The organism is Enterobacter cloacae complex sp. S3, from assembly GCF_014930495.1.
GTDB lineage: Bacteria > Pseudomonadota > Gammaproteobacteria > Enterobacterales > Enterobacteriaceae > Enterobacter > Enterobacter asburiae_B.
Genome location: NZ_JADBRD010000015.1, coordinates 98,711 through 122,831, shown reverse-complemented (window position 1 = coordinate 122,831; position 24,121 = coordinate 98,711). Strand labels below are relative to the sequence as shown.

The 24,121-nt window shown below is 57.4% G+C and carries 22 protein-coding genes; 5 read left to right on the top strand and 17 right to left on the bottom strand.

Annotated elements, in window-relative coordinates; genetic code table 11:
- Window positions 1-42 precede the first annotated feature (42 nt).
- A complete protein-coding gene (locus IM317_RS08150) occupies window positions 43-1,017 on the top strand; it encodes an aldo/keto reductase (RefSeq protein ID WP_033144765.1) in 975 nt (324 codons plus the stop codon).
- 61 nt (window positions 1,018-1,078) lie between these two features.
- On the opposite strand, the gene thiL is transcribed toward IM317_RS08150, so the two are convergent.
- The 5 genes from thiL to nrdR form a co-directional block, all read right to left on the bottom strand.
- Complete coding sequence (gene thiL, locus IM317_RS08145; protein ID WP_033144764.1) at window positions 1,079-2,050, bottom strand: thiamine-phosphate kinase; 972 nt, start codon at window positions 2,048-2,050, stop codon at window positions 1,079-1,081.
- Between the two features lie 77 nt (window positions 2,051-2,127).
- On the bottom strand, window positions 2,128-2,547 hold the full coding sequence (gene nusB, locus IM317_RS08140) for a transcription antitermination factor NusB (RefSeq protein ID WP_006809908.1): 420 nt from the start codon (window positions 2,545-2,547) through the stop codon (window positions 2,128-2,130).
- A 21-nt stretch (window positions 2,548-2,568) separates the two neighbouring features.
- Window positions 2,569-3,039, bottom strand: a complete 471-nt coding sequence (gene ribE, locus IM317_RS08135; protein ID WP_006176874.1) for a 6,7-dimethyl-8-ribityllumazine synthase — start codon at window positions 3,037-3,039, stop codon at window positions 2,569-2,571.
- A gap of 87 nt (window positions 3,040-3,126) precedes the next feature.
- Window positions 3,127-4,230, bottom strand: a complete 1,104-nt coding sequence (gene ribD, locus IM317_RS08130) for a bifunctional diaminohydroxyphosphoribosylaminopyrimidine deaminase/5-amino-6-(5-phosphoribosylamino)uracil reductase RibD (protein WP_033144763.1) — start codon at window positions 4,228-4,230, stop codon at window positions 3,127-3,129.
- Window positions 4,231-4,234: 4 nt separating this feature from the next.
- Window positions 4,235-4,684 (bottom strand): transcriptional regulator NrdR, encoded by a 450-nt coding sequence (gene nrdR, locus IM317_RS08125; RefSeq protein ID WP_008503337.1) that lies wholly within the window; start codon window positions 4,682-4,684, stop codon window positions 4,235-4,237.
- A gap of 152 nt (window positions 4,685-4,836) precedes the next feature.
- On the opposite strand from nrdR, the gene IM317_RS08120 reads away from it, so the two are divergent.
- Together IM317_RS08120 and IM317_RS08115 are read left to right on the top strand one after the other, a co-directional pair.
- The gene (locus tag IM317_RS08120; protein ID WP_033146491.1) at window positions 4,837-5,376 is read left to right on the top strand and encodes a DUF3251 domain-containing protein; all 540 of its coding nucleotides are present in this window, start codon (window positions 4,837-4,839) and stop codon (window positions 5,374-5,376) included.
- A 267-nt stretch (window positions 5,377-5,643) separates the two neighbouring features.
- Window positions 5,644-6,507: a nucleoside-specific channel-forming protein Tsx gene (locus IM317_RS08115; protein WP_033146490.1), complete on the top strand. Its 864-nt coding sequence runs from the start codon at window positions 5,644-5,646 to the stop codon at window positions 6,505-6,507.
- 145 nt (window positions 6,508-6,652) lie between these two features.
- Here IM317_RS08115 and IM317_RS08110 read toward each other — a convergent pair whose 3' ends face one another.
- The 7 genes from IM317_RS08110 to queA form a co-directional block, all read right to left on the bottom strand.
- Window positions 6,653-7,333: a YafY family protein gene (locus IM317_RS08110; protein ID WP_033144762.1), complete on the bottom strand. Its 681-nt coding sequence runs from the start codon at window positions 7,331-7,333 to the stop codon at window positions 6,653-6,655.
- Between the two features lie 14 nt (window positions 7,334-7,347).
- Window positions 7,348-7,713 (bottom strand): VOC family protein, encoded by a 366-nt coding sequence (locus IM317_RS08105; protein ID WP_033144761.1) that lies wholly within the window; start codon window positions 7,711-7,713, stop codon window positions 7,348-7,350.
- 142 nt (window positions 7,714-7,855) lie between these two features.
- Complete coding sequence (gene secF / locus IM317_RS08100; RefSeq protein ID WP_033144760.1) at window positions 7,856-8,827, bottom strand: protein translocase subunit SecF; 972 nt, start codon at window positions 8,825-8,827, stop codon at window positions 7,856-7,858.
- 10 nt (window positions 8,828-8,837) lie between these two features.
- Window positions 8,838-10,685 (bottom strand): protein translocase subunit SecD, encoded by a 1,848-nt coding sequence (secD, locus tag IM317_RS08095; RefSeq protein ID WP_071884810.1) that lies wholly within the window; start codon window positions 10,683-10,685, stop codon window positions 8,838-8,840.
- A 27-nt stretch (window positions 10,686-10,712) separates the two neighbouring features.
- Window positions 10,713-11,045, bottom strand: coding sequence for a preprotein translocase subunit YajC (gene yajC / locus IM317_RS08090; RefSeq protein ID WP_003859109.1), 333 nt, complete (start codon window positions 11,043-11,045; stop codon window positions 10,713-10,715).
- Window positions 11,046-11,067: 22 nt separating this feature from the next.
- Window positions 11,068-12,195 (bottom strand): tRNA guanosine(34) transglycosylase Tgt, encoded by a 1,128-nt coding sequence (gene tgt, locus IM317_RS08085; protein WP_033144759.1) that lies wholly within the window; start codon window positions 12,193-12,195, stop codon window positions 11,068-11,070.
- Window positions 12,196-12,248: 53 nt separating this feature from the next.
- Window positions 12,249-13,319, bottom strand: coding sequence for a tRNA preQ1(34) S-adenosylmethionine ribosyltransferase-isomerase QueA (queA, locus tag IM317_RS08080; protein WP_033144758.1), 1,071 nt, complete (start codon window positions 13,317-13,319; stop codon window positions 12,249-12,251).
- A gap of 92 nt (window positions 13,320-13,411) precedes the next feature.
- On the opposite strand from queA, the gene acpH reads away from it, so the two are divergent.
- Together acpH and IM317_RS08070 are read left to right on the top strand one after the other, a co-directional pair.
- Entirely contained in the window at window positions 13,412-13,993 is a 582-nt protein-coding gene (gene acpH, locus IM317_RS08075; RefSeq protein ID WP_033144757.1) for an ACP phosphodiesterase, read from the top strand.
- Between the two features lie 127 nt (window positions 13,994-14,120).
- Window positions 14,121-14,723, top strand: a complete 603-nt coding sequence (locus tag IM317_RS08070) for a peroxiredoxin (protein WP_014168840.1) — start codon at window positions 14,121-14,123, stop codon at window positions 14,721-14,723.
- A gap of 43 nt (window positions 14,724-14,766) precedes the next feature.
- Here the strand turns inward: IM317_RS08070 and IM317_RS08065 are convergent, their stop codons facing one another.
- The 5 genes from IM317_RS08065 to brnQ form a co-directional block, all read right to left on the bottom strand.
- Window positions 14,767-16,152 (bottom strand): DUF3999 domain-containing protein, encoded by a 1,386-nt coding sequence (locus IM317_RS08065; protein ID WP_033144756.1) that lies wholly within the window; start codon window positions 16,150-16,152, stop codon window positions 14,767-14,769.
- The gene (locus tag IM317_RS08060) at window positions 16,149-18,746 is read right to left on the bottom strand and encodes a DUF2339 domain-containing protein (RefSeq protein WP_033144755.1); all 2,598 of its coding nucleotides are present in this window, start codon (window positions 18,744-18,746) and stop codon (window positions 16,149-16,151) included. Before IM317_RS08060 ends, IM317_RS08065 begins: the two co-directional genes overlap by 4 nt.
- Before the next feature lie 88 nt (window positions 18,747-18,834).
- Window positions 18,835-20,652 carry a maltodextrin glucosidase gene (gene malZ, locus IM317_RS08055; RefSeq protein WP_033144754.1) on the bottom strand — a complete coding sequence of 606 codons (1,818 nt, stop codon included), beginning with the start codon at window positions 20,650-20,652 and terminating at the stop codon, window positions 18,835-18,837.
- A gap of 534 nt (window positions 20,653-21,186) precedes the next feature.
- Window positions 21,187-22,560: a proline-specific permease ProY gene (gene proY, locus IM317_RS08050; protein WP_033144753.1), complete on the bottom strand. Its 1,374-nt coding sequence runs from the start codon at window positions 22,558-22,560 to the stop codon at window positions 21,187-21,189.
- A gap of 81 nt (window positions 22,561-22,641) precedes the next feature.
- Complete coding sequence (gene brnQ / locus IM317_RS08045) at window positions 22,642-23,961, bottom strand: branched-chain amino acid transporter carrier protein BrnQ (protein WP_024906795.1); 1,320 nt, start codon at window positions 23,959-23,961, stop codon at window positions 22,642-22,644.
- Window positions 23,962-24,121: the final 160 nt, after the last annotated feature.

Here is a 24,121-nt window from a genome sequence, read left to right as displayed (position 1 = left end):
TGCTATGCTTAAACCTGGTGTTTAAACAGCAGGAGCGGAACCGTGCAATACACAACATTAGGAAAAACGGACCTTAAGGTTTCCCGACTTTGTCTGGGATGCATGACCTTTGGCGAGCCCGATCGGGGAAACCACGCCTGGACGCTGCCGGAAGAGAGCAGCCGTCCGATTATCAAACGCGCCATCGAGGGCGGCATTAACTTCTTTGACACCGCCAACAGCTACTCCGACGGCAGCAGCGAGGAAATTGTCGGCCGCGCACTGCGCGACTTTGCCCGCCGTGATGACGTCGTCGTCGCCACCAAGGTCTACTACCCGGTGGGCGACCTGGCTGAGGGCCTTTCTCGCGCGCAGATCCTGCGCTCCATTGATGACAGCCTCAGACGCCTGAACATGGATTACGTCGATCTGCTGCAAATTCACCGCTGGGATTACAACACGCCAGTCGAGGAGACGCTTGAAGCGCTGAATGATGTGGTCAAAGCCGGTAAAGCACGCTACATCGGCGCATCGTCTATGCACGCGTCGCAGTTTGCCCAGGCGCTGGATCTCCAGGCGCAGCACGGCTGGGCGCGCTTTGTCACCATGCAGGATCACTACAATCTGATCTATCGTGAAGAAGAACGCGAGATGCTGCCGCTATGCCATCAGGAGGGCGTGGCGGTGATCCCGTGGAGCCCGCTGGCTCGAGGCCGCCTGACCCGTCCATGGGGTGAAACCACGGCTCGCCTGGTATCGGATGAAGTGGGAAAAAAACTCTATGGTGGTACAGAAGCCAGCGATGCGCTGATTGCCGAACGTTTAGCCGGGATCGCCGACGATACCGGTGCAACCCGCGCTCAGGTGGCCCTGGCGTGGCTGCTGGGCAAGCGCGGGGTCGCGGCACCGATTATTGGAACGTCGCGGGAAGAACAACTTGATGAGCTGCTGAATGCGGTGGATATCACGCTGACGCCGGAGCAGGTTGCCGAGCTGGAAACACCGTATCAGCCGCATCCGGTGGTGGGGTTTAAGTAAGCCCATCTTTTGTAGGCCGGGTAAGGCGGAGCCGCCACCCGGCAGTACAGCGCGCACAAACTTACGCGAAGTGATCGTATCCTTTCCAGTCCAGCGTAACGGGCGCACCGTCTTTCACAAACTTCAGCCCTTCACTCTCCGGCATGATCTGACCGATGCAGGTAAACTTCGCGCCGAGATGCGCTAACGCCACGTCCAGCGTTCCACGGTTGAGCTCAGGCACCGTGAAGCACAGCTCGTAGTCTTCACCACCGGACAGCGCCCAGCGCAGGGCCTGCTCAGGCTCTACATGGCGAAGCAGTTGCTCCGACAGCGGGAAGAGATCCAGGTCAACGCGCGCGCCCACGCCGCTGGCCTTCAGGATATGCCCGAGATCCGAGATCAGCCCGTCAGAGAGATCGATAGCCGAGCTTGCCCGTTCGCGCAGCGCCTGGCCGTGCAAAATACGCGGCGTTGGCCGCAGATGGCGTTTCACCAGATACGCCGCGTCGTCAGCATCTTCAACCGTTAAACGATTCTGAAGGATCGCCAGCCCTGCCGCGCTGTCGCCCGGCGTACCGGTCACGTAGATCCAGTCGCCCGGTTTTGCACCTGAGCGCTTTAGCGCGCGGCCGAGCGGCACGTAGCCGTGGATCGCCAGCGTCATCGACAGCGGACCGGCAGTCGTGTCGCCGCCAATCAGCTGCATATCGTAATAGCTAAGCTGCTCAAACAGCGCATCGCTAAAGGCTTCCAGCCAGGCTTCATCCACCTCTGGCAGGGTCAGAGCCAGCGTCAGCCACGCGGGATCGGCACCCATCGCCGCCAGATCGCTGACGTTAACCGCCAGGGCTTTATACGCCAGATCGGCAGGATCGATATCCGGTAAGAAATGACGGCCGCACACCAGGGTGTCGGTGCTGATTGCCAGCGTCTGTTTTTCGGGAATATTGAGAAGTGCACAGTCATCGCCAATGCCGGTTTCAACATCAAGACGAGAGGTTCTGACACGGTCGAAATAACGGGCAATCAGGGAGAATTCGCCGCATGCCATACGTTATGCCTCAGCAAATAAAAGAAAAAACCGGAGCCGCACTGCCCGTCAGGCAATGCAGGACTCCGGTTTGCGGATCACTTTTTGTGGGGACGGATCGCAGGTGCTGCTTTATCAAGTACGCCGTTTACAAACTTGTGGCTGTCTTCAGCGCCGAAGGTTTTCGCCAGCTCGATCGCTTCGTTGATGGCCACTTTATACGGCACATCATCACGTTTAGACAGCTCAAACAGCGCGATACGCAACACTGCTTTTTCCACCTGGCCCAGCTCTTCGAGCAGACGGGACAGGTATGGCTTCATCAGGCCATCGAGATACGCGCTATTAGTCGCCACTCCCGACAGCAGTTCGCGGAAGTACAGAACGTCAACGTCTTTTACGTCCTGTTCTGACAGGAACTGGTATTCGACATCAGCGATGTCGTTCTGGGACAACTGCCAGGAGTAAAGTGCCTGGACGGCACATTCACGGGCGCGGCGACGAGCAGCAGGTTTCACGGAATTCCCCTTACAAAAAAATCAGGCCTTGATGGCTTTCAATACATTGATCATTTCAAGCGCGGTCAGTGCAGCTTCTGCACCTTTGTTACCGGCTTTGGTGCCAGCACGTTCGATGGCTTGTTCAATACTTTCGGTGGTCAGCACGCCGAACGCGACAGGAATTTCAGCATCCTGCGCAACGTGTGCCAGACCGTTGCTTGCACCGCCCGCAACGTATTCGAAGTGCGCAGTGCCGCCACGAATAACGGTACCCAGCGCAATCACCGCGTCGTATTTACCGGTTTTCGCCAGCGCGCCCGCCGCCAGTGGCAGTTCGTAAGCGCCTGGAACCCAAACAACGGTAATGTTGTCATCTTTAACCTGGCCGATACGTTTCAGGGCGTCAATCGCACCTTCCAGCAGGCTGTCGTTGATGAAGTTGTTGAAACGCGCAATGGTGATGGCGACGCGAGCGTCCGGGGTAGCTACAGCAGCTTCAATAATGTTCATACTCTTCCTTTACGGGTTCATTTGGCCCCGCAGGGGGGCGGATTTTATCATAATACTTTGTGCACTGCTTCCCTATTTCAGGAGCAATTACGCTGTCGTTAAGTGGAGGCAGACATCCGGGCCTACCGGACGAATCTCGCTAAATTTGAGTTGCGGTGCGTCGGCCAGTTTTTCAAGGCCGGGCAGCACAAACAGGCCGCGCGCGTCGTGACCTAACAGTTTAGGCGCAACGTAAACAATCAGTTCATCCACCAGTCCGGCCTGTAAAAGCACACCGGCGAGCGTTGGCCCCGCTTCCACCCAGATGCTGTTCACCTGCTGCTTGCCGAGCAGCATCATCAGCACCACCAGATCCAGATGACCGTTATGCTCCGGCACCATAATGCTGCGCACGCCTTCCGGCCATTCGCGCGTATCTTCTTTAGTGCGGGCAATCCAGGTTTCACCCGGCTGCTGGACGATGCGGTGCTCCGGCGTCACCCGGTTCTGGCTATCAATAATAATACGCAGCGGCTGGCGCAGGTTCTCCTGCGGGTACAGCGCCTGAGTATCGGCATTCAGCTCGTCCCAGCGCACGGTCATGGCCGGATCGTCAGCCAAAACGGTTTCACTGCTGGTGAGAATAGCATGGCTTTGCGCGCGCAGACGTTGCACATCGCGCCTTGCCTGTGGTGAGGTTACCCACTGGCTTTCGCCGTTTGCCATCGCCGTACGACCGTCCAGCGAGGCGCCCAGCTTGAGCTGAATATACGGGAACCCCGTGCGCATGCGCTTCAGAAAGCCTTTGTTGATCGCTTCCGCGTCCTGCATCATCAGCCCATGGCTGACGTCGATGCCTTCCTGCTGCAGGCGATACAGACCGCGTCCGGCAACCTGCGGATTCGGGTCCTGCATCGATGCGACCACGCGTGAAACGCCTGCCGCGATCAGCGCTTCGCAGCACGGCGGCGTACGCCCGTGATGGCTGCAGGGCTCCAGCGTGACGTAGGCTGTGGCGCCGCGCGCCTTCTCACCCGCCATGCGCAACGCATGAACCTCGGCATGCGGCTCGCCGGCACGATAGTGAAACCCCTCCCCCACGATCTCGCCATCTTTAACGATAACGCACCCGACGTTCGGGTTGGGATGGGTGGTAAAACGACCGCGCTGCGCCAGCTTCATGGCTCGCGCCATGTAAATCTCATCCTGCATGAGCTTAATCCTGTAAGCGGGCGATCTCTTCGCCAAACTCTTTGATGTCTTCGAAGCTGCGGTAGACCGAGGCGAAGCGGATATAGGCAACCTTATCGAGCTTTTTCAGCTGCTCCATCACCAGGTTACCGATCATTTTGCTCGGCACTTCACGCTCACCCAAACCACGAAGGTAAGATTTTATGTGGTTTAACGCCATCTCAACGTCATCCGCGCTGACGGGACGTTTTTCCAGGGCCTTCAGCATCCCGCTGCGCAGTTTCTCTTCGTTAAACGGCTCGCGCACGTCGTTGCTTTTCACCACGCGCGGCATTACCAGCTCTGCAACCTCAAAGGTCGTGAAACGCTCGTTGCACACCAGACACTGCCGACGACGGCGTACGGAGGACCCTTCGCCCACAAGACGAGAGTCGATGACTTTGGTATCCACAGCGGAGCAGAATGGGCAATGCATACGGTATCCCTGTTATGTGGTTAACTAATTTTCATTTTACCCTGATCTGGCCTGACAACAAAGGAAGAGCTTTTTGAGACAAAGGATCTATGTCTGACACGTCGAGTCTGGCTACCATTAAGGCGATCCGTTATTTCAAGGAAATAAACGCAATGACAAGACGTTACCTTAAAATTTTGCTGGTGGGGAGCCTCTTCACCCTTAGCGCCTGTGCACAGCAAACCGAAGTCCGTCAGATGAAACAGAGCGTGAACACGCTCAATGCGGCGATGGACAAACTGAACAAAGAAACGGTGAAGATCACCCAGCAAAACGCGCTAAACGCCAAATCCAGCAGCGGGGTTTATCTGCTGCCGGGAGCGAATACGCCTGCGCGTCTCAATAGTCAGATTGGCACGCTAAAAATGTCTCTGGTGAATGTGGCGGCGAATGCAAATGGTACTCGCGCAACATTACGCATTCAGGGCGAGTCCAACGATCCGTTGCCTGCCTTCAGTGGTACCGTCGAATGGGGACAGATCCAGGGCACCACTGAGAGCTACCAGGAGGTGAATGTTAACAGTCAGCTGTTCACCGCACCGGCCAGCGTGCTGGCTCCGAGCGATGTTGACATTCCGCTGCAGCTTAACGGACTCACTCCGGATCGGTTAGGTTTCATCCGCATTCACGATATCCAGCCCGCCGCGCAATAACCCTCCCTTTAGCGGAGTGAAATGTCACTCCGCTAACATTTACATTTCGTATGGATTGGCAACATAAATGATTGCCGCTACAATCCCGCCCGTTTAAAGTACGCAAACGTGAACGCAATCGATTACGCGTGTGAGAGATATGTGAAACAACACATATTTTTGTGAGCAGGGATTCCTATAATAGGCACCGCAGAAACACGAAATATTTAGAAACGCAATTCGCGCATTTTTCACTCCCGGAAGGGAATTTCAATCAGTGGCATGATTATGAAAAACACATTACTCGCAGCTGGCGCTGTACTGGCACTCTCCTCTTCTTTCACTGTTAACGCAGCGGAAAACGATAAACCACAATACCTCTCCGACTGGTGGCACCAGAGCGTTAACGTGGTAGGCAGCTACCACACGCGCTTTTCTCCAAAGCTGAACAACGACGTCTACCTGGAATACGAAGCGTTTGCTAAAAAAGACTGGTTTGATTTCTACGGCTACATCGATATTCCTAAGACTTTTGACTGGGGCAACGGCAACGATAAAGGTATCTGGTCAGACGGTTCCCCAATGTTCATGGAAATCGAACCGCGTTTCTCTATCGATAAGCTGACGGGCACTGACCTGAGCTTTGGTCCATTCAAAGAATGGTACTTCGCCAACAACTATATCTACGATATGGGTGATAACAAAGGCAGCCGTCAGAGCACCTGGTACATGGGTCTGGGTACAGACATCGATACCGGTCTGCCTATGGGACTGTCTCTGAACGTGTACGCGAAATACCAGTGGCAGAACTATGGCGCTTCCAACGAAAACGAGTGGGATGGCTACCGTTTCAAAGTGAAATACTTTGTGCCAATCACTCAGGTTTGGGGTGGCCAGCTGACCTACATCGGCTTCACCAACTTCGACTGGGGCTCAGATCTGGGTGATGACAAGAACCGTACCAGCAACTCTATCGCGTCCAGCCACGTTCTGGCTCTGAACTACGATCACTGGCACTACTCCGTAGTCGCGCGTTATTTCCATAATGGCGGCCAGTGGAAAGGTGGAGATACCGTGAACTGGGGTGATGGTGACTTCACGTCAAAATCAACCGGTTGGGGTGGCTACCTGGTTGTAGGTTATAACTTCTAACCTGTTCGGGACTGTGCGGGCTGATGCCCTCACCCTGCCCCTCTCCCACAGGGAGAGGGAACAAATACAAAAAACGGCAACATTCGTTGCCGTTTTACTTTTACCTCGCCGCCGGGCAAAAAAAGCCAGCTCAAGAGCTGGCTTTTTACTGCTTAACCTTCCGCAAAAAATCCGCCAGCGATCTGTCCGCACTCTCGCTAAACCGCCTCTCCGTCTGCACAATATTGAGACAGCGGTCGAGCCGGAAACAGCGATAGTCGTCGCGCCGTTCGCACCACGCCGCCAGCAGCCAGCGCTCCCCCCAGAAGAACAAGCCCAGCGGCTGGACCTCGCGTTTAGAGAGCTGCCCGGCCTCATCACGGTAATGCAGCGCCAGCACGCGCTGGGCGGAAATCGCCTGATGGATCCTGTCAAAATCGCTGCGGGAGTGGCTTTGCATGCAAAAGTCCGGGGCGTAGATCCGCGTCTGCTCTGCCTTTCGACGACTCTCCTCGGACAGGATAGCCAGCACCTTCTCCTGAGCCGACTCCAGCTCGCGCGAAAGCGATTCCCCTCCCCAGGTTTTGAGCAGGCGAATCGCGACGATCAGCGCCTCTGACTCCTTATTAGTCAGCATCAGCGGCGGCAGGTCAAAACCCGACATCAGCCGATATCCGCTCCCCGCCTCACCTTCCACCGGCACGCCGGAAAGCGACAGATCGCGGATATCGCGGTAGACCGTGCGCTCGGACACGCCAAGCCGGTCCGCCAGATGCGCTGCCGTTGTCAGACGCCTGCCCCGCAGGATCTGCACAATCTGAAACAAACGGTCAGCGCGTCGGGTCATATCTTATTCCGCTCTCAGGCAGGTTGATGGAGGCCGACGCGGTTACCCTCGCTGTCGGTAAACAATGCGATAGTGCCAATGCCATGCGGCAGTTCCAGCGGGCCAAACACGCACTCGCCGCCCGCAGAGGCGATGCGATCGAGCGTGGCCGCCAGATTGTCAGTATGCAGGTAGATAATAGCGCCCTGCAAAGACGGTGTAACGCCGTCAAATTTTGCCAGCGCCCCGCCGGTATACGGATCCTCATGCGGGAAAACGGCCAGCTCCGCACAGTCCATTTTCTCGCGACGCAGCGCGAGCTGCATCACCGGCTCATAAAATTTGATGGCGCGATCCATATCCGCGACCGGAATTTCAAACCAGTTAATGACGCTTTTCATATATTCTCCTGCCTGTTGTTTGGGTTCAGAAGAAGTCTACGACAGGGCTCCTGACAGCATACTGTCAGGAGTGTTTGTCAGGAGCAGATAAAAAAAATCCCGGTCAACAGACCGGGATTTCGATAACGCGCTAAACCTCGCCTTACGGCAGAATGGACGGCTGATCCGCCCCTTCTTTCTCGACTTTCTGCTGGAGCAGGTGCTCGCGCTTCATGCCGAGTTTCAGTGCCAGAGCGGATGCGACGTAGATAGACGACGCCGTACCGATGGTGACACCGATCAGCATGGTCAGCGAGAAGCCTTCCAGTACCGGACCACCGAAGAGGAACAGCATCAGGATCACCATCAAAGTGGTACCGGATGTGATCAAGGTACGGTGCAGCGTCTGGGTCAACGACACGTTAAAGATTTCGTACGGCGTACCGCGACGGATCTTACGGAAGTTTTCACGGATACGGTCAGATACCACGATACTGTCGTTCAGTGAGTAACCGATAACGGACATCAGGGATGCCACAATCGTCAGGTCAATCTCAATGTGGAACAACGACAGTATGCCCATGGTGATCACCACGTCGTGCGCCAGAGCGATAACCACACCGGCCGCCAGTCGCCACTCAAAGCGGAAACCGACGTATACCAGAATGGAGATCAGCGCTACCAGCAGCGCCATCGCACCGGTCTGCGCCAGGTCAGCACCCACGCTTGGGCCGACGAACTCAATACGCTTGACCGCCGCGTTCTGGCTGGTTGTTTCGTTAATCACGCTAACAACCTTACTGCCCAGCTCCTGGCTGCCGTTGGCATCGTGCACCGGCGGCATACGCACCATGATGTCGCGGCTGCTGCCGAAGTTCTGCAGCAGCGGCTCTTCAAAGCCCGCTTTCTGCAGCGATTCGCGCATCTGGTCCATATCGACCGGTTTTTCCAGGGAGATCTCGATGACCGTACCGCCTGTGAAATCCAGCCCCCAGTTAAAGCCTTTCACGCTCATAATGCCGATGGACAGAATCAGCAGGAAACCTGAAATGCCGAAGGCCCAGTAGTCCCAGCGCATAAAGTCCCAGACTTTACGGCCGTGGTTCAATTGTTCAACAGTATATTCCTGTGCCACAACGCACTCCTCAGATAGACAGCTTTTTGACGCGCTTGCCGCCGTACAGCAGGTTCACGATGGCACGGGTGCCGACAATAGCGGTAAACATTGACGTTGCGACACCGATACCGGTTGTAATCGCAAAGCCTTTGATCGCGCCAGTACCCACTGCATACAGGATAAGAACCTTAATCAGTGTTGTTACGTTCGCATCGAAGATGGAGCTGAACGCGCCTTTATAGCCTTCGTCAATCGCCTGCTGAACAGAGCGACCGTTGCTCAACTCTTCTTTGATACGTTCGTTAATCAGTACGTTGGCGTCGACCGCCACCGCAAGGGTAAGAACGATACCTGCAATGCCCGGCATGGTCAGCGTCGCCCCCGGCAGCAGGGACATAATGCCGATGATAAGCACCAGGTTGGCGATCAGCGCGGAGGTCGCAATCAGACCAAACTTCTTATAGAAGAAGATCATGAAGAGGATTGAGACCACCAGACCGGCCAGACACGCTTCCAGACCCTGCTGGATGTTTTGCATACCCAGAGTTGGACCAATGGTACGTTCTTCAACAATCTGAATTGGCGCAATCAGCGCACCGGCACGCAGCAGCAGGGAGAGCTGACGCGCTTCGTTCGGGTTGTTGATACCGGTAATACGGAAGCTGTTACCCAGACGAGACTGGATGTTGGCGATGTTAATCACCTCTTCCTCTTTCACCAGCACCGCACGACCGTTTGCATCTTTCTTGCCGCTGTCTTTGTACTCCACGAACAGGGTCGCCATCGGTTTACCGATGTTGTCCTTGGTGAAGTTAGACATGATGTTACCACCCGCGCTATCCAGCGAGATGTTAACCTGCGGCTGGTTGTATTCGTCCTGGCTCGAGGTGGAGTCGGTGATGTGGTCACCGGTCAGAATCACGCGTTTGTACAGCACAACTGGCTGACCTTCGCGGGTCTGTTTCACTTCGGAGTCACCCGGAATACGCCCTGCGGCGGCAGCGGACTGATCGACGTTGGAGTTCACCAGACGGAATTCCAGGGTTGCGGTCGCACCCAGAATCTCTTTCGCACGCGCGGTATCCTGGATACCCGGCAGTTCAACCACGATACGGTCAGCACCCTGACGCTGCACCAGCGGCTCAGCCACGCCCAGCTGGTTTACACGGTTGCGCAGAATGTTGATGTTCTGCTGAACGGCATATTCACGCGCTTCTTTCAGACGCGCATCGGTCATCACCGCGCGCAGCTGGTTGCTGCCCTGAGAGGTGATCACCAGGTCACGGTGACGTTGGGTCAGGTAATCTACAGCCTGATCGCGCGCCGCGCTGTCGCGGAACGTGATGCTCATGCCGTAGTTATCTTCTTTACGCACGGTGGTGTAAGCGATGCCTTTATCACGCAGATCGCTGCGCAGGCTGTCGATATTCTGTTCCTGCAGCTTGCCAAGCGCGGTATCCATATCCACTTCCATCAGGAAGTGAACGCCGCCACGCAGGTCAAGACCGAGTTTCATTGGCTCTGCTTTCATCGCAGCCAGCCAACGCGGGGTTGCAGGGGCAAGGTTAAGCGCCACGACGTATTTGTCACCCAGCACGCCCATCAGCGCTTCGCGAGCGCGGAGCTGCGTGTCGGTGGTGTCGAAGCGAGCAAGAATTGCACCCTCTTCCAGAGCCACAGACTTAGCGGTAATTTTTTCTTCTTGTAACGTTTTCTGGACCTGGATCAGCGTTTGCTCACTGGCGGCAACACCGCGCGCGCCAGTGATTTGAACAGCCGGATCCTCACCATACAGGTTGGGAAGCGCGTACAGCAGGCCGACGAGAATCACGACGACCAGCATGATGTACTTCCACAAAGGATAACGGTTTAACACGGCAGTTCCCTTTGGGAAAAGTTGGGATTACAGCGCCTTCATGGTGCCTTTCGGCAGAACGGCAGCTACGAAGTCACGTTTGATGACCACTTCAGTGGTGTCGTTCAGGGCGATAGCAATGTAGCCGTTTTCAGCCACTTTGGTTACGCGACCCACCAGACCACCGTTAGTCAGTACTTCATCGCCTTTGGCAATGGAGTTCATCAGGTTTTTGTGCTCTTTGGTGCGCTTCTGCTGTGGACGCAGGATCATGAAGTAGAAGATCAGACCGAACACAACCAGCATCAGAATCAGAGACATCGGGCTGCCCTGCGCTGGAGCACCTGTTGCCGCTACCGCATCAGAAATAAAAAAGCTCATTCAAATTCCCTCATTATTAAAATTAATCAACGTTCAACGGTGGAACATCCCGCCCCTGACGTTGGTAGAAATCGGTCACGAAGCTCTCTAATTTACCCTCTTCGATAGCCTTACGTAAACCAGCCATTAAGCGCTGATAATAACGAAGATTATGAATGGTATTGAGACGCGCGCCCAAAATCTCGTTGCAACGATCGAGATGATGCAGATACGCGCGAGAATAATTGCGACAGGTATAGCAATCGCACTCGGAATCGAGCGGGCTGGTGTCACTCTTATGCTTCGCGTTACGGATTTTCACCACGCCATCGGTAACGAACAAATGACCGTTACGCGCGTTGCGGGTTGGCATGACGCAGTCGAACATATCAATGCCGCGGCGTACGCCTTCAACCAGATCTTCTGGTTTACCCACGCCCATCAGGTATCGTGGTTTATCCGCCGGGATTTGCGGGCAGACATGCTCCAGAATGCGGTGCATGTCTTCCTTCGGCTCACCCACAGCCAAACCGCCGACAGCGTAGCCATCAAAACCTATCTCTACCAGACCTTTAACAGAGATATCGCGTAAATCTTCGTAAACGCTGCCCTGGATAATGCCGAACAGCGAATTTTTGTTCTGCAGCGAGTCAAAACGGTCACGGCTACGCTTCGCCCAGCGCAGAGACATCTCCATGGAGCGTTTTGCGTAATCCCAGTCGGCCGGATACGGCGTACATTCGTCGAAGATCATTACGATGTCAGAGCCGAGATCGTACTGAATCTCCATCGATTTTTCGGGATCGAGGAAAATCGGATCGCCGTTGATCGGGTTACGGAAGTGTACGCCCTGCTCGGTGATCTTGCGGATATCGCCCAGGCTGAAGACCTGGAAGCCGCCGGAGTCGGTCAGGATTGGGCCTTTCCACTGCATGAAATCGTGCAGGTCGCCGTGGAGCTTCATGATCTCCTGACCAGGACGCAGCCACAGATGGAAGGTGTTGCCGAGGATAATCTGTGCGCCAGTGGCTTCTACTTCTTCCGGCGTCATCCCTTTTACGGTGCCGTAAGTGCCCACAGGCATAAACGCGGGGGTTTCCACCACGCCGCGATCAAACACCAGGCGACCGCGACGCGCGCGGCCATCGGTGGTATCGAGTTCAAATTTCATTTTTTCTCCGACGTCAGAAAAACAGTCCAACGTTGTAAAACGGTGCCGCGGACTTATTCCCCGACACGCTCATTCAAAGCCAGCGGATTGTACGTGATAAACATCGCGTCCCCGTAGCTAAAAAAGCGATATTTTTGTTCTACCGCAGACTTGTAGGCCGACATCGTGTTCTGATAACCGGCAAATGCCGACACCAGCATAATCAACGTCGATTCAGGCAGATGGAAGTTGGTCACCAGCGCGTCAATCACTTTGTACTGATAGCCCGGGTAGATAAAGATCTGCGTATCGCCAAAGAACGGCTCGATAAGATTGCGCTTCGCCGCCTGCGCGGCGCTCTCGAGTGAGCGCACGGACGTTGTACCGACCGCCACTACGCGGCTACCGCGCGCTTTCGCCGCCAGCACCGCGTCCACCACATCCTGAGGCACTTCGGCATACTCAGAGTGCATGATGTGATCTTCAATGCTGTCCACGCGCACCGGCTGGAAGGTTCCCGCGCCGACGTGCAGCGTCACGAACGCCATCTCCACGCCCTTCGCGCGCAGTTTCTCCAGCAGCGGCTCATCAAAATGCAGGCCCGCGGTCGGCGCAGCGACGGCGCCAGGCTTCTGGCTGTAGACGGTCTGGTACAGCTCGCGGTCGGCCTCTTCGTCCGGACGCTCAATATACGGCGGCAGCGGCATGTGGCCGATGGCGTTCAGGATATCGAGCACCGTGCGTTCGTCATCGAACGCCACCTCAAACAGCGCATCGTGGCGCGCGGTCATGGTCGCTTTGATGCTCTCATCATCGCCCAGCAGCAGTTCAGCGCCCGGCTTCGGCGCCTTGGAGGCGCGAATATGTGCCAGAATACGTTTATCATCGAGCATACGTTCGACCAGCACTTCAATCTTGCCGCCGCTGGCTTTACGGCCAAACAGGCGCGCCGGGATCACGCGGGTATTATTAAAGACCAGCAGATCGCCAGGGTTGAGCTTGTCGAGCAAATCGGTGAAAGTACCGTGCGTCAGCTCGCCCGTTGGCCCATCCAGTGACAGTAAGCGACAGCTGCTGCGCTCAGACATGGGATAGTGAGCAATCAGGGATTCAGGTAGTTCAAAGGAGAAATCGGCGACGCGCATGACGTATACTCGTGACTTAAAAACAGGCGGCATAGTCTAGTGCTCACACCCTTTTGCTGCAACAACTAGCCGCCCCCGGACAAATAAAACGCATGAATTTTCTCGCTCACCTGCATCTCGCTCACCTCGCTGACAGCTCCCTGTCCGGCAATTTGCTGGCCGATTTCGTACGCGGCAACCCCGCTGAGGACTATTCCCCTGAGGTTGTCGACGGGATTTTTATGCACCGCCGCATCGACGTACTGACGGATAAGCTGCCGGAAGTGACGGAAGCCAAAGCGTGGTTTCGCCCTGAAACGCGCCGCGTTGCGCCGATCACGCTCGACGTGATGTGGGATCACTTTCTGTCGCGCCACTGGGAACAGCTGTCGCCGGAGATGCCCTTGCCGGCGTTTGTGCACTATGCCCACCAGCAGGTGTCGATCATTCTGCCCGACTCGCCGCCGCGCTTTGTGAATCTGAATAACTATTTATGGTCGGAACGCTGGCTGGAGCGCTATCGCGAGATGGATTTCATCCAGAACGTGCTGAACGGGATGGCGAGCCGCCGACCGCGACTGGATGCGCTGCGGGATTCCTGGTATGACCTGGATGAACATTACGATGCCCTGGAAGCGCGTTTCTGGCAGTTTTACCCGCGGATGATGGTGCAGGCGAAAAACAAACAGCTCTGACAGAATTCACATTGATAGGTAAAAGCTGGCGGAACGATTGTCACCACCTCTTTGTCTTATCCATGAACACTCTCTATACTGGCTCGCGTTGCGTTCCAAATAACCTTAGTATCTACAGGAGAATCATATGGTTCTGGTAACTCGTCCGGCTCCGGATTTTACAGCTGCAGCAGTTCTGGGCAACGGTGAAATCGTTGAAAACTTCAACTTCAAACAGCACACCAACGGTAAAGCGACCGTTCTGTTCTTCTGGCCAATGGACTTCACTTTCGTTTGCCCGTCTGAGCTGATTGCCTTCGACAAACGTTATGAAGAATTCCAGAAGCGTGGCGTGGAAGTTGTTGGCGTCTCCTTCGACTCTGAATTTGTACACAACGCATGGCGTAACACCCCTGTCGACAAAGGCGGCATCGGTGCGGTGAAATACGCAATGGTTGCGGACATCAAACGCGAAATCCAGCAGGCTTACGGTATCGAACATCCGGACGCTGGCGTTGCGCTGCGTGGTTCCTTCCTGATCGACGCAAACGGCATCGTTCGTCACCAGGTTGTGAACGATCTGCCGCTGGGTCGTAACATCGACGAAATGCTGCGCATGGTTGACGCGCTGCAGTTCCACGAAGAGCACGGCGAAGTGTGCCCGGCTCAGTGGGAAAAAGGTAAAGAAGGCATGAACGCGTCTCCAGACGGCGTGGCTAAATACCTGTCTGAGAACGTATCCAGCCTGTAATCGGCACGGTTTACGAAAAAGGCCCGCTTATGCGGGCCTTTTTTTATGCCTTACGCTGCGTCTCTCGCCAGATACGCCAGGCCATGCCCGCCAGCAGAATCACTCCCGCAATCAGCACGCCCCATACCAGCAGCGTGTTCATCCTGCTCTCCCGCTCGGCCGCAGAGGTAGCGGTCAGACGCTCCTGGCCGCCTAATGCGACATCATCCAGCATGTCGGCCTGCGGCAGGTTCGCCATATCATAAGTCTTGCGCAGGTCGGCTGGGATCAGCATGCCGGGCTCCACGCTGGCAGGCTTCGCGGCGCCGTTGCCCCAGGCGAGCACGTACGGCGCTTTCCCCTGCGCGTTGAACACCAGGTCATAGCGGTCGCGATGTCCCGTGACGCCCGGCAGGTATTCTGGCAGACGCGCATTCAGCGTCGTGATTTTCACTGCCTGCACCAGGCCCCCGTTAAGCGAAACCGGTGGCGACGTTTTTCCCTCAAGACGGTAAAGAACCTCTTTCTTCAGAGGATGCCATGCGTCTTTTTCCGTACTCCGCCACGCGATCTCCACGGGAAGGACGCCATCGCCATTCAGTGAGAGGCTGACAGCACTCAGCGGCTGCGGGCGCGCCCAGTGCCACTGTGCTTCGCTTGTCGATAGCTGCTCCCCTTCCCCCTCAAGGTCGATAGCTTCCGGGGCCGCCTGCGCAGGTGCGCTGATTGCGTTTACGCCGGTCAAGGTTATCCCCTGGCTCTGCGCATTCAGCACCACCATGAGATAGCGATTCGCATCGGGAGATAAAACCGTATCGGTATCGATCCGATCGAGCTTAAGACGATCCTGACCGCTGACGACGTCCAGCAATGGCATATCCTCGCGCAGGGTATACCAGCGCTTAAGATCCTCGCTGTAATAGACCGACGCCGTTCCCTGCCACGGCGTCTGCGGGGTATTCCAGAGCAGCTGCAGCTGGGATATAGCGATCTCGCCCGTCGCCTGTTCCGGCAGGGTCAGCAGATAATGTTGCCCGGCTGCGGCGGCTTTTTGCCCCTCCAGCACAATCTCAACGCCGCTTCCGGAACGGAGCAGGATCTTATCGCTATCACCGGATCCTTGCGAAGCCGCTAGCGGCGAGGCGTCCAGCGGGAAAAGGCGCAGCGCGGTGGATTGCGCTGGCACCTGCGGACGCGTCGCGCTGACCAGGCTGAAGGGAACCGGCTCGCCCGACTGGTTAAAGACGCGGACATCATGCAGATCCGGCGACGTGCTTTGCTCATAGACGGCGAGCGGCAGCATCACCCGATACCACTGGGAAGGAACAGACGTATCCAGTGAAAGACCAAAAGCATAGTCCCGGGGCGATTCCGTTTGTCCCTCGTCGCAGAACGCCGGGCCGGAAAGCGCCAGCAGTGCGGTACAGGCTACCGCTTTCATCCATTTCATTTTTCATCTCCTGTTTTGGGCGGTAGCGGTGAGAAATACCCCACGATCAGAACCAGTATCGCCACGCCGATAAACGCCACCGCGCGCGACAAACCGCCTCCGCCCGCGCTGTCCACCAGCATCAGTTTAACCATCACCACGCCCAGCAGCGCGGCACCGCAGAGCCACTCCTGCCGGGAAGCCCGACGGGTGGCATGGATCATGACCACCAGCGCGCTCAGCATCCAGAACAGGGCAAAACTGGTCTGGATAAGCCGCGAATCCCACAGCGATGCCATATTCCAGGCCACGTCGCCGTACCAGGCCAGGGCGCGCATCAGCGCACCGTTAAGCCACCAGAAGCCAAACGCCATCATCGCGACGGCAGGCCACGGGCGGGCCTGCGAGAGCCACGCCGGGTAGTAGCGATCCACCGCCCGATAAAAGACCACCAGCCCCAGCAATGCGAACGCCGCGCCTTCCTCAAGCGGGTTTACCAGCGGCAGCCAGGTCTGACGATAGACCACGCCGTCCTGGAAATTGGTCACCACCAGCAGTACCAGCAGCGCCACGACCGCGGGGATCGGTGCCAGGCAGGCGTAGAGCGCAGGCCACTCCCGGAACGGCCACCCGCGACGCCGTACGGCTGCAGAGAGTCCCATAATCACCCCGCCGCCTGCTGCCATCGCCAGTCCGCTGCCCCAGGCCGCCATGCCCCACGGCAGCGAACGGGTAAACCAGTAAAGCTCCGCGGCCAGCGCCAGCAAAATCATCCAGAACAGCGACAAATGCAGCCCCATCGCGATGCGCGGCAGGAGTCTTTCACCGTCGCGCCGCAGCAGCATCAGCGCGGCAGGAAGCGCAACGCACCAGGCGAGATTTGACCAGCCGGCGGCAACGATCTGCTGGTGCCAGAGCTGATAACCCACCATCAGCAGCATAACCGGCCACAGCAGCCATTTGCTGGCATCCAGCTCCCGCCACGCCAGACGAGCCGCCGCCTGCCGCCAGCCCCAGACCGACGCCGCCGTCAGCGCCAGCACGCCCGCCAGAATGGGTAATTCCTTCGTCAGTGCCAGCCGCGATGCGCCCAATAGCGCCACGAGCCAGAACAGCAGCCCGCCTGCCAGCAGCGCCCGGCAGACCGGCAGAAAGAGAGTCCGCCACAGCCAGGCCGCAGCCAGCCAGCAAAGGCTGAGGATGGTGAAGATCAGCAGCAGGCTGAGGGACGTAACGCCGTTCGTCTGCGCCCACAGCGCGCTGCCGAGCGCCAGCACCAGCAGCGCCGTCCCGCTATAGCACATGCGACGCTGGTGCTGCTGTACGCCCAGCCAGAGGATACCCAGCCCTTCCAGCGCCCAGGCCATCGCCGTCCAGCGCGCCGACAGCGCCAGCGGAATGGCGAGCGTGGCAAATCCGCCGCCGATGGCCAGCGCCGCCATGACCAGCGGTCGTCCGAGGGAGGGATAGCGCCGCAGCGCAAGGGACGCGAGGGTAAGATAAAATGCGCCGTATCCCAGCGCGCTCAGGGCCGGGCCATACTCCCAGTGCCGGGTCATGCCGTACTGCATCCCGAAACCGATCAGCGGCGGGGCAAACAGCAACACGCCGTCGATAATCTGCTTCCCTTTCTCCTGCGCCCGCAGCGACAGCGCCACGCTCAGGACGCCGAATATCAGCGTATTGGCAATCAGGAACAGCTGGCAGATCCAATAGTCTTCAGGCTGGTAGTCATTCAGCCCCCACAGGCCGCCCACGCCGAACGTAAACAGCAGCCCGAGCAGGTTCAGCTCGCGCCAGTGCTGCCAGATGCTGATAGCGAGAATCCCGATGGAAAGCAGGAGATAGAATGAGAACAGCGCCACAAAGCTGCCGCCCCCGGTGGACAACAGCAGCGGCGCAAGATACCCGCCGAGGCTCGCCAGCATGGCCAGGCTCAGCGCTTTCTGCAACACGGCCAGCCCAACGCTCGCGGCGCAAATCACCACCAGAAGCGCAAAGGCCAGCGTCATCGGCAGCATTTGCCAGAGCCGGAATGCGCCAAACACCGTCAGGTAGAGCACGCCGGTCGCCCCGCCCTGGAGGATCAGCGCATAGACACGCTGCTTATGCCGCAGCCGCCACCCCACCGCCAGCAGAACGATGGCAAACAGCGCCGTTGCCACGAGGCGCAGCTCAAGCGGGAACAGGGAATGTTCAACGGTATAGCGCAACAGGAATGAAAGACCGAGGAAAAGCAGCAGGATCCCAAGCTTCGCCAGCGGATTACCCTGCATAAACCAGCGCACCAGCGACGTCAGGATGCCGCCAAAGGCAGAAGGCTGTTTTGCCGCAGGCGTCGGGGCCGGAGCGGGTTCTGCCACGGCTGCGGGAGTATCGGAACGCCAGGGGTCGACAGGCGCGGGAGCATCTTCAACCACTGGCGCGGTAGGCTGCACGGGCTCCGGCGCGCTTTCAGGTACGTCGCGCTGCTCAAGCGCCTCAATGCGCTGGCGTAGCCGGGCGATCTCCTGTCGCGCCGCCGTACTTCGGTTAAAGCCGATAACCGCAAGCACGGGCGCAACCACCAGCGCAAAAACCAGGAACAAACAGCCAAGGATGTAAAGCTCGTCCATGTTTCCACCTTCACCGTAAACGATCCGTTAAGATTGACACAAATAGTTGCATTTGCGCCATCTTAAAAGGTGGAAACATTAACAGGTCTTAACTGCCGAACCAGATCGTCGCGGATACCGCAGGCAGCGCCAGCACGCCGTCCTGTATCGTCGCCTTGCCCTCTTTATTCTTCCACGCAGCCACCTTTAGCAGCGGTGAATCATCCAGCACCACTTCGCAGGCCTCGCCCCGGTTAATCGCCACCAGCACGCGCTGCTGGTTATAGACGCGAGCAAACACCACCACGTTATCGTGGGCGTATACCACCTGGCAGCCGCCGTAGCGCAGGGCGAGACTCTGCTTACGCAGCTTCGCCAGCCGCTGATACAGGCTGAACAGCACCTTGTCCTGCTTCTCTGGCTCCCACGGGAAGGTTTTACGGCAGAACGGATCGTTGTTGCCGTCCAGCCCCACTTCGTCTCCATAATAGATGCACGGCACGCCCGGCCAGGTGAAGAGCCAGGTCACCGCCAGCGGCAGACGCGCCACATCCTTGCCAAGCAGGGATTTAAAGCGGGCGGTATCGTGGCTATCGAGCTGGTTGAACATCCGCAGCTGCTGCTGATGGGACAGACCGGCGCGATAGTTCTCCATCCACGCCATGCAGGTTTCAGCGTCGATATGATTCGGATCGTAGGAGATGTCGGTGTTAGCGAGGAATCCCCACAGCGGTAAGGTAAAGCCGCGATAGTTCATCGCCGCATCTTCCGCATCGTTCTGCAGCCACTGGCGCGCGTCGCCAAAGTGCTCGCCAAAGACGAACGCCTCCGGCTGGGCCGCTTTCGCCGAGCGCGTAATCCCGGCGACGTGCTGAAGGTTATTCCGCGCCCCGCCGGCTTCACCGAGCATATGCACCACGTCCAGCCGCCAGCCGTCCATATTCCACGGCGCCTTCAGCCAGTGACGGACGATGCTGTCTTCGCCGCCGTAGATTTCATTCACGAGCGTTGGCGACTGGAAATCCAGCTTCGGCAGGCTCGCGTAGCCCAGCCAGTCCAGCGCGCGGCCCTCCTCGTTAAAGCTGTACCAGTCGCGCTGCGGCGATTCCGGGTTATGACACGCCCCGCCCATCGACTGGTTATGGCGGTCAAACCAGGCGTGCGAATCTCCACTGTGGTTGAACACGCCATCCAGAATCAGGCGCATGCCTTCGTTTTGAGTGTTCTTTCGCAGGCGCAGCAGCGCCTCGTCACCGCCAAACTGTTCGTCAACGTGGCGATAATCTTCGGTATCGTATTTGTGCACGCTCGGGGCTTTAAACACCGGGTTGAGATACAGCGCCGTCACGCCGAGCTTTTTCAGGTACGGCAGCTTTTCGCTGATGCCGTCGAGATCGCCGCCGTAAAAAGTGGATCCACCCGCCTGCGCGGTTAACGGCTCGTCCCACGCTTTCAGGATAATGTCGTGGCCCGCCGCATGGTGGTGATAGATCTTATCCTGGTCGGCGGTGCGTTTTTCGCTGCGCGCAAAACGGTCCGGGAAAATCTGGTAAAACACCTGATCGTTAACCCACTGCGGGCCGTTATCCGGGTAATCGACCGCAAACTGCTCCAGCCGTGCGGGCGGGAAACGGCTAACCCCCTGCGGGGTAAACCACAGCTGGCGGTTATTCCACAAAAGCTTAAAACTGTAACGGCGGCGCGGCTGCCCGCTATTCAGGTCGATATTCGCCCGCCACGCCGTGATCCCCGGCTGCGGCTGGCTGCGCAGCTTGTGCATTTTCAGGCCGGTCTCTTCGTTATCTATTTCGGCGCGGAGCGTCACGCGTTCAGGCTGATTTTCCCCCGCCAGCCAGAGCGTAATCACAAGGTTGTCTTTGTTTTGCTTAACAAATGGGGCAACCGGAAGGTGCCAGGCGTTTAACATCACGAATCCCCTCTGATGAAATTGACGTCACCTTGCCACAGGGTGGTTAAGGATAGCTCACCATGACGTGATTTATTGGGGGAGGAGGACGGGGGAGGAGGTAATAATGCCCGCACGGACGGCTCCCTCTCCCTTGAGGGAGAGGGCTGGGGTGAGGGGGAAACATGCGGCTATTGGGGTAATTCCGTTCACTTCATGTTCCTTGCTACTCTGGAATGCCATGGCCTGTGAACGTGCCAGGGTGGCTCAGTCGCCACCACCCTGGCGACCCGGGCTCCCGGCGGTAAATCGCCGCTTCGCGGTGCCCTCAGCTTATTCCTTCAGGCTATCGGGTCGGGCATGAGCCTGCATCCATGCAGGCCACGCCCTCTCGGCGCATCCCTGCGCCTCGCCCCGGCCTTACGGAAACGCTTCGGCGATTTACAGCCGGACCAGGGCATCGCTGTAAGCCATTCACTTTCCTGAAACCACATGCATCGCTTCAGGTTAAAAATTGCCTGGCAATCCCCTTCCACGGAACAAGTAATACAAATATTACTGCGCTTCCGCCAGCTGACGGTCACGGCGGCATTTAAACATCCAGCCCACCAGCAGCAGGACGATCCACGCGCAGCCCACGTACAGGGAAATGCGGGTATCCGGATGGTAGCCAATCAGGGCAATGATAAACACCAGGAAGATCAGCCCGACGACGGTCGTCGCAACGCCGCCCGGTACTTTGAACTTCAGCGCTTTCGCCTCATCCGGCGACAGACGACGGCGGAACGCAATCTGCGACAGCAGGATCATAATCCACACCCACACCGTCGCGAAGGTCGCCAGCGATGCGATCACCAGGAAGACGTTCTCCGGCATGATGTAGTTCAGGTAAACCGAGAACAGCAGCGCCACGGTCATCACCACAACGGTTACCCACGGCGTGCCGCGGCGTGAGGTTTTGGCGAACACCTTCGGCGCGCTGCCCTGTTCCGCCATGCCGTGCAGCATACGGCCCACGCCAAAGACGTCACTGTTGATCGCGGAGAGTGACGCGGTGAGCACCACAAAGTTCAGAATGCTGGCCGCAAAGGCAATGCCCATATGCTGGAAGGTCAGAACAAACGGGCTACCGTTGGTGCCGACCTGATTCCACGGGTAGATGGACATAATCACGAACAACGTGCCCACGTAGAACACCAGAATACGCATCGGCACCGAGTTGATGGCGCGCGGAATGGATTTCTCCGGATCTTTCGCTTCCCCGGCGGTGATACCGATAATCTCGATGCCGCCGTAGGCGAACATCACCATCTGCAGCGACATGACCATTCCGAGCCAGCCGTTACTGAAGAAGCCGCCGTTGCTCCAGAGGTTATGGATGCCGGTCGGCTGCCCGCCGTTGCCGATTCCCCAGATGATGATGCCGAAACCGGCCACGATCATGATGATGATGGTGGCGACCTTGAAGAAGGAGAACCAGAATTCGAGCTCGCCGAACACCTTCACGCTCATCAGGTTGACGGCGCAAATGATCAGCACCACGCTCAGCACCCAAATCCAGTGCGGCACCGCCGGGAACCAGACGCCCATATAGATGCCAAACGCCGTCACGTCGGCAATCGCCACAATCAGGATTTCAAAGCAGTAGGTCCAGCCGGTGATAAACCCGGCCAGCGGGCCGAGGTTTTCCTGCGCGTAGCGGGAGAAGGAGCTGGCGGACGGGTTGTGAACCGACATTTCGCCGAGGGCGCGCATGATGATATACGCCGCCACGCCGCCGATGATGTACGCCAGCAGAACGCTGGGACCGGCCATTTTGATGGCATCTGCCGAGCCATAAAAAAGACCGGTGCCGATAGCAGAGCCCAGCGCCATAAAGCGGATGTGGCGCGTGCTCAATCCACGTTTAAGTTTGTTAGTGCTTTCCATTTAAATCTTGCCATTCAACACGAAAAAAACAAAAAACCACGGGGCCTTAAGCCCCGTGGTTAAACAGTTTGTTGCCGTTGATTAATGAGCGTTCGATGCGACCTGACGCCCTGCAGCACGGTCCCAGATAATCGCCAGAACCAGTGCAACAACGGTAGGCATCAGCCAGGCCAGACCCTGCTCGGACAGCGGCAGACGCTGTGTCCATGCCGGCAGTATGTGCGCGAAAGCTGATGCTTTAATCCCGTCAAGGATACCAAAAATCAGGCTGATAAACATGGCTGGCGCAATAATTCGTGAAGAGTTGTTCCACCACGGGCGAGTAAAGCTCAGCACCACCAGCACGATACACGGCGGATAAATCGCCGTCAGCACCGGAATAGAGACCTGAATCAGGTGGCTCAGACCGAGGTTGGACACCGCCATGGAGAAGATGCCGAGGATAAACACCAGGGTGCGGTAAGAGAGCGGCAGATACTGTGCAAAGAACTCTGCGCAGGCGCAGGTCAGGCCAACCGCCGTCACCAGACAGGCAAGGAAGATGAGCGCTGCCAGCAGCATACTGCCCGCACCGCCGAAGGTGTGCTGAACGTAGGCGTGCAGGATAGCCGCACCGTTGGCGTTCTGATCGACCAGCATGGCGCTGTCGGAGCCCAGACGGAACAGCGCCAGATAAAGCAGCGTCAGCCCCACGCCGGCCATCAGGCCAGCCCAGATGGTATAGCGGGTCAGCAGACGCGCTTCGGTCACACCGCGGGAACGCGCGGCGTTAACGATAACGATACCAAACACCATCGCGCCCAGCGTATCCATCGTCAGGTAGCCGTTCACAAAGCCGTTAGAGAACGCGGCATTTTTATAGGCGTCCATCGCGTCGCTAATCGGGCCCGCTGGCCAGACGATGGCCGCAACAGCCAGAACAATCAGCGCCACAATTTTCAGCGGAGCCAGGAAGTTACCCACGGTATCCAGCAGCTTGCCCGGATAGAGGGAAACCAGAATCACGATCGCGAAGTAGATCAGGCTGTAGATAAACAGCGGCATCGCACCGTCACCGGTCAGGGGAGCAATACCCACTTCGAAGGACACGGTTGCCGTACGCGGGGTCGCAAACAGCGGGCCAACGGCCAGATAGCAGACGGTTGCCAGCAGAACGCCCGCCACTTTGCCAATCGGGGTGCTGAGGCTATCCACACCGCCGCCGACTTTCGCCAGCGCGACGACGGTCAGAACCGGCAGACCCACTGCAGTAATCAGGAAACCAAACGCGGCGGTCCAGACGTGTTCACCCGCCTGTAAGCCAACCATTGGAGGGAAAATGATGTTGCCTGCGCCAACGAACAGCGCAAATGTCATAAAGCCCAGCGCGATGATGTCACGCGATTTTAAGTGATGGGTCATAAAACCTTACTGCCTGTGGATGTGGTGTTGAAAACATTGAGATTTTCGATATCCCTGACGGGACGATACAGCCGAAAATTTGCTCAATTTCAGCGGGAAATGCTCCCGTCCTGGCGTGGAGAAGAATAGTTTTTCGATTTACCACGCAAATACAGTCGGT

What these genes read in the sequence shown, in the direction of transcription:
- brnQ (WP_024906795.1), bottom strand. Translation starts at nt 23,961, where the DNA reads ATGACCCATCACTTAAAATCGCGTGACATCATCGCGCTGGGCTTTATG.
- acpH (WP_033144757.1), top strand. Translation starts at nt 13,412, where the DNA reads ATGAATTTTCTCGCTCACCTGCATCTCGCTCACCTCGCTGACAGCTCC.
- IM317_RS08060 (WP_033144755.1), bottom strand. Translation starts at nt 18,746, where the DNA reads ATGGACGAGCTTTACATCCTTGGCTGTTTGTTCCTGGTTTTTGCGCTG.
- IM317_RS08110 (WP_033144762.1), bottom strand. Translation starts at nt 7,333, where the DNA reads ATGACCCGACGCGCTGACCGTTTGTTTCAGATTGTGCAGATCCTGCGG.
- IM317_RS08065 (WP_033144756.1), bottom strand. Translation starts at nt 16,152, where the DNA reads ATGAAATGGATGAAAGCGGTAGCCTGTACCGCACTGCTGGCGCTTTCC.
- tgt (WP_033144759.1), bottom strand. Translation starts at nt 12,195, where the DNA reads ATGAAATTTGAACTCGATACCACCGATGGCCGCGCGCGTCGCGGTCGC.
- thiL (WP_033144764.1), bottom strand. Translation starts at nt 2,050, where the DNA reads ATGGCATGCGGCGAATTCTCCCTGATTGCCCGTTATTTCGACCGTGTC.
- IM317_RS08115 (WP_033146490.1), top strand. Translation starts at nt 5,644, where the DNA reads ATGAAAAACACATTACTCGCAGCTGGCGCTGTACTGGCACTCTCCTCT.
- yajC (WP_003859109.1), bottom strand. Translation starts at nt 11,045, where the DNA reads ATGAGCTTTTTTATTTCTGATGCGGTAGCGGCAACAGGTGCTCCAGCG.
- IM317_RS08070 (WP_014168840.1), top strand. Translation starts at nt 14,121, where the DNA reads ATGGTTCTGGTAACTCGTCCGGCTCCGGATTTTACAGCTGCAGCAGTT.
- queA (WP_033144758.1), bottom strand. Translation starts at nt 13,319, where the DNA reads ATGCGCGTCGCCGATTTCTCCTTTGAACTACCTGAATCCCTGATTGCT.
- IM317_RS08120 (WP_033146491.1), top strand. Translation starts at nt 4,837, where the DNA reads ATGACAAGACGTTACCTTAAAATTTTGCTGGTGGGGAGCCTCTTCACC.
- malZ (WP_033144754.1), bottom strand. Translation starts at nt 20,652, where the DNA reads ATGTTAAACGCCTGGCACCTTCCGGTTGCCCCATTTGTTAAGCAAAAC.
- nrdR (WP_008503337.1), bottom strand. Translation starts at nt 4,684, where the DNA reads ATGCATTGCCCATTCTGCTCCGCTGTGGATACCAAAGTCATCGACTCT.
- ribE (WP_006176874.1), bottom strand. Translation starts at nt 3,039, where the DNA reads ATGAACATTATTGAAGCTGCTGTAGCTACCCCGGACGCTCGCGTCGCC.
- IM317_RS08105 (WP_033144761.1), bottom strand. Translation starts at nt 7,713, where the DNA reads ATGAAAAGCGTCATTAACTGGTTTGAAATTCCGGTCGCGGATATGGAT.
- proY (WP_033144753.1), bottom strand. Translation starts at nt 22,560, where the DNA reads ATGGAAAGCACTAACAAACTTAAACGTGGATTGAGCACGCGCCACATC.
- ribD (WP_033144763.1), bottom strand. Translation starts at nt 4,230, where the DNA reads ATGCAGGATGAGATTTACATGGCGCGAGCCATGAAGCTGGCGCAGCGC.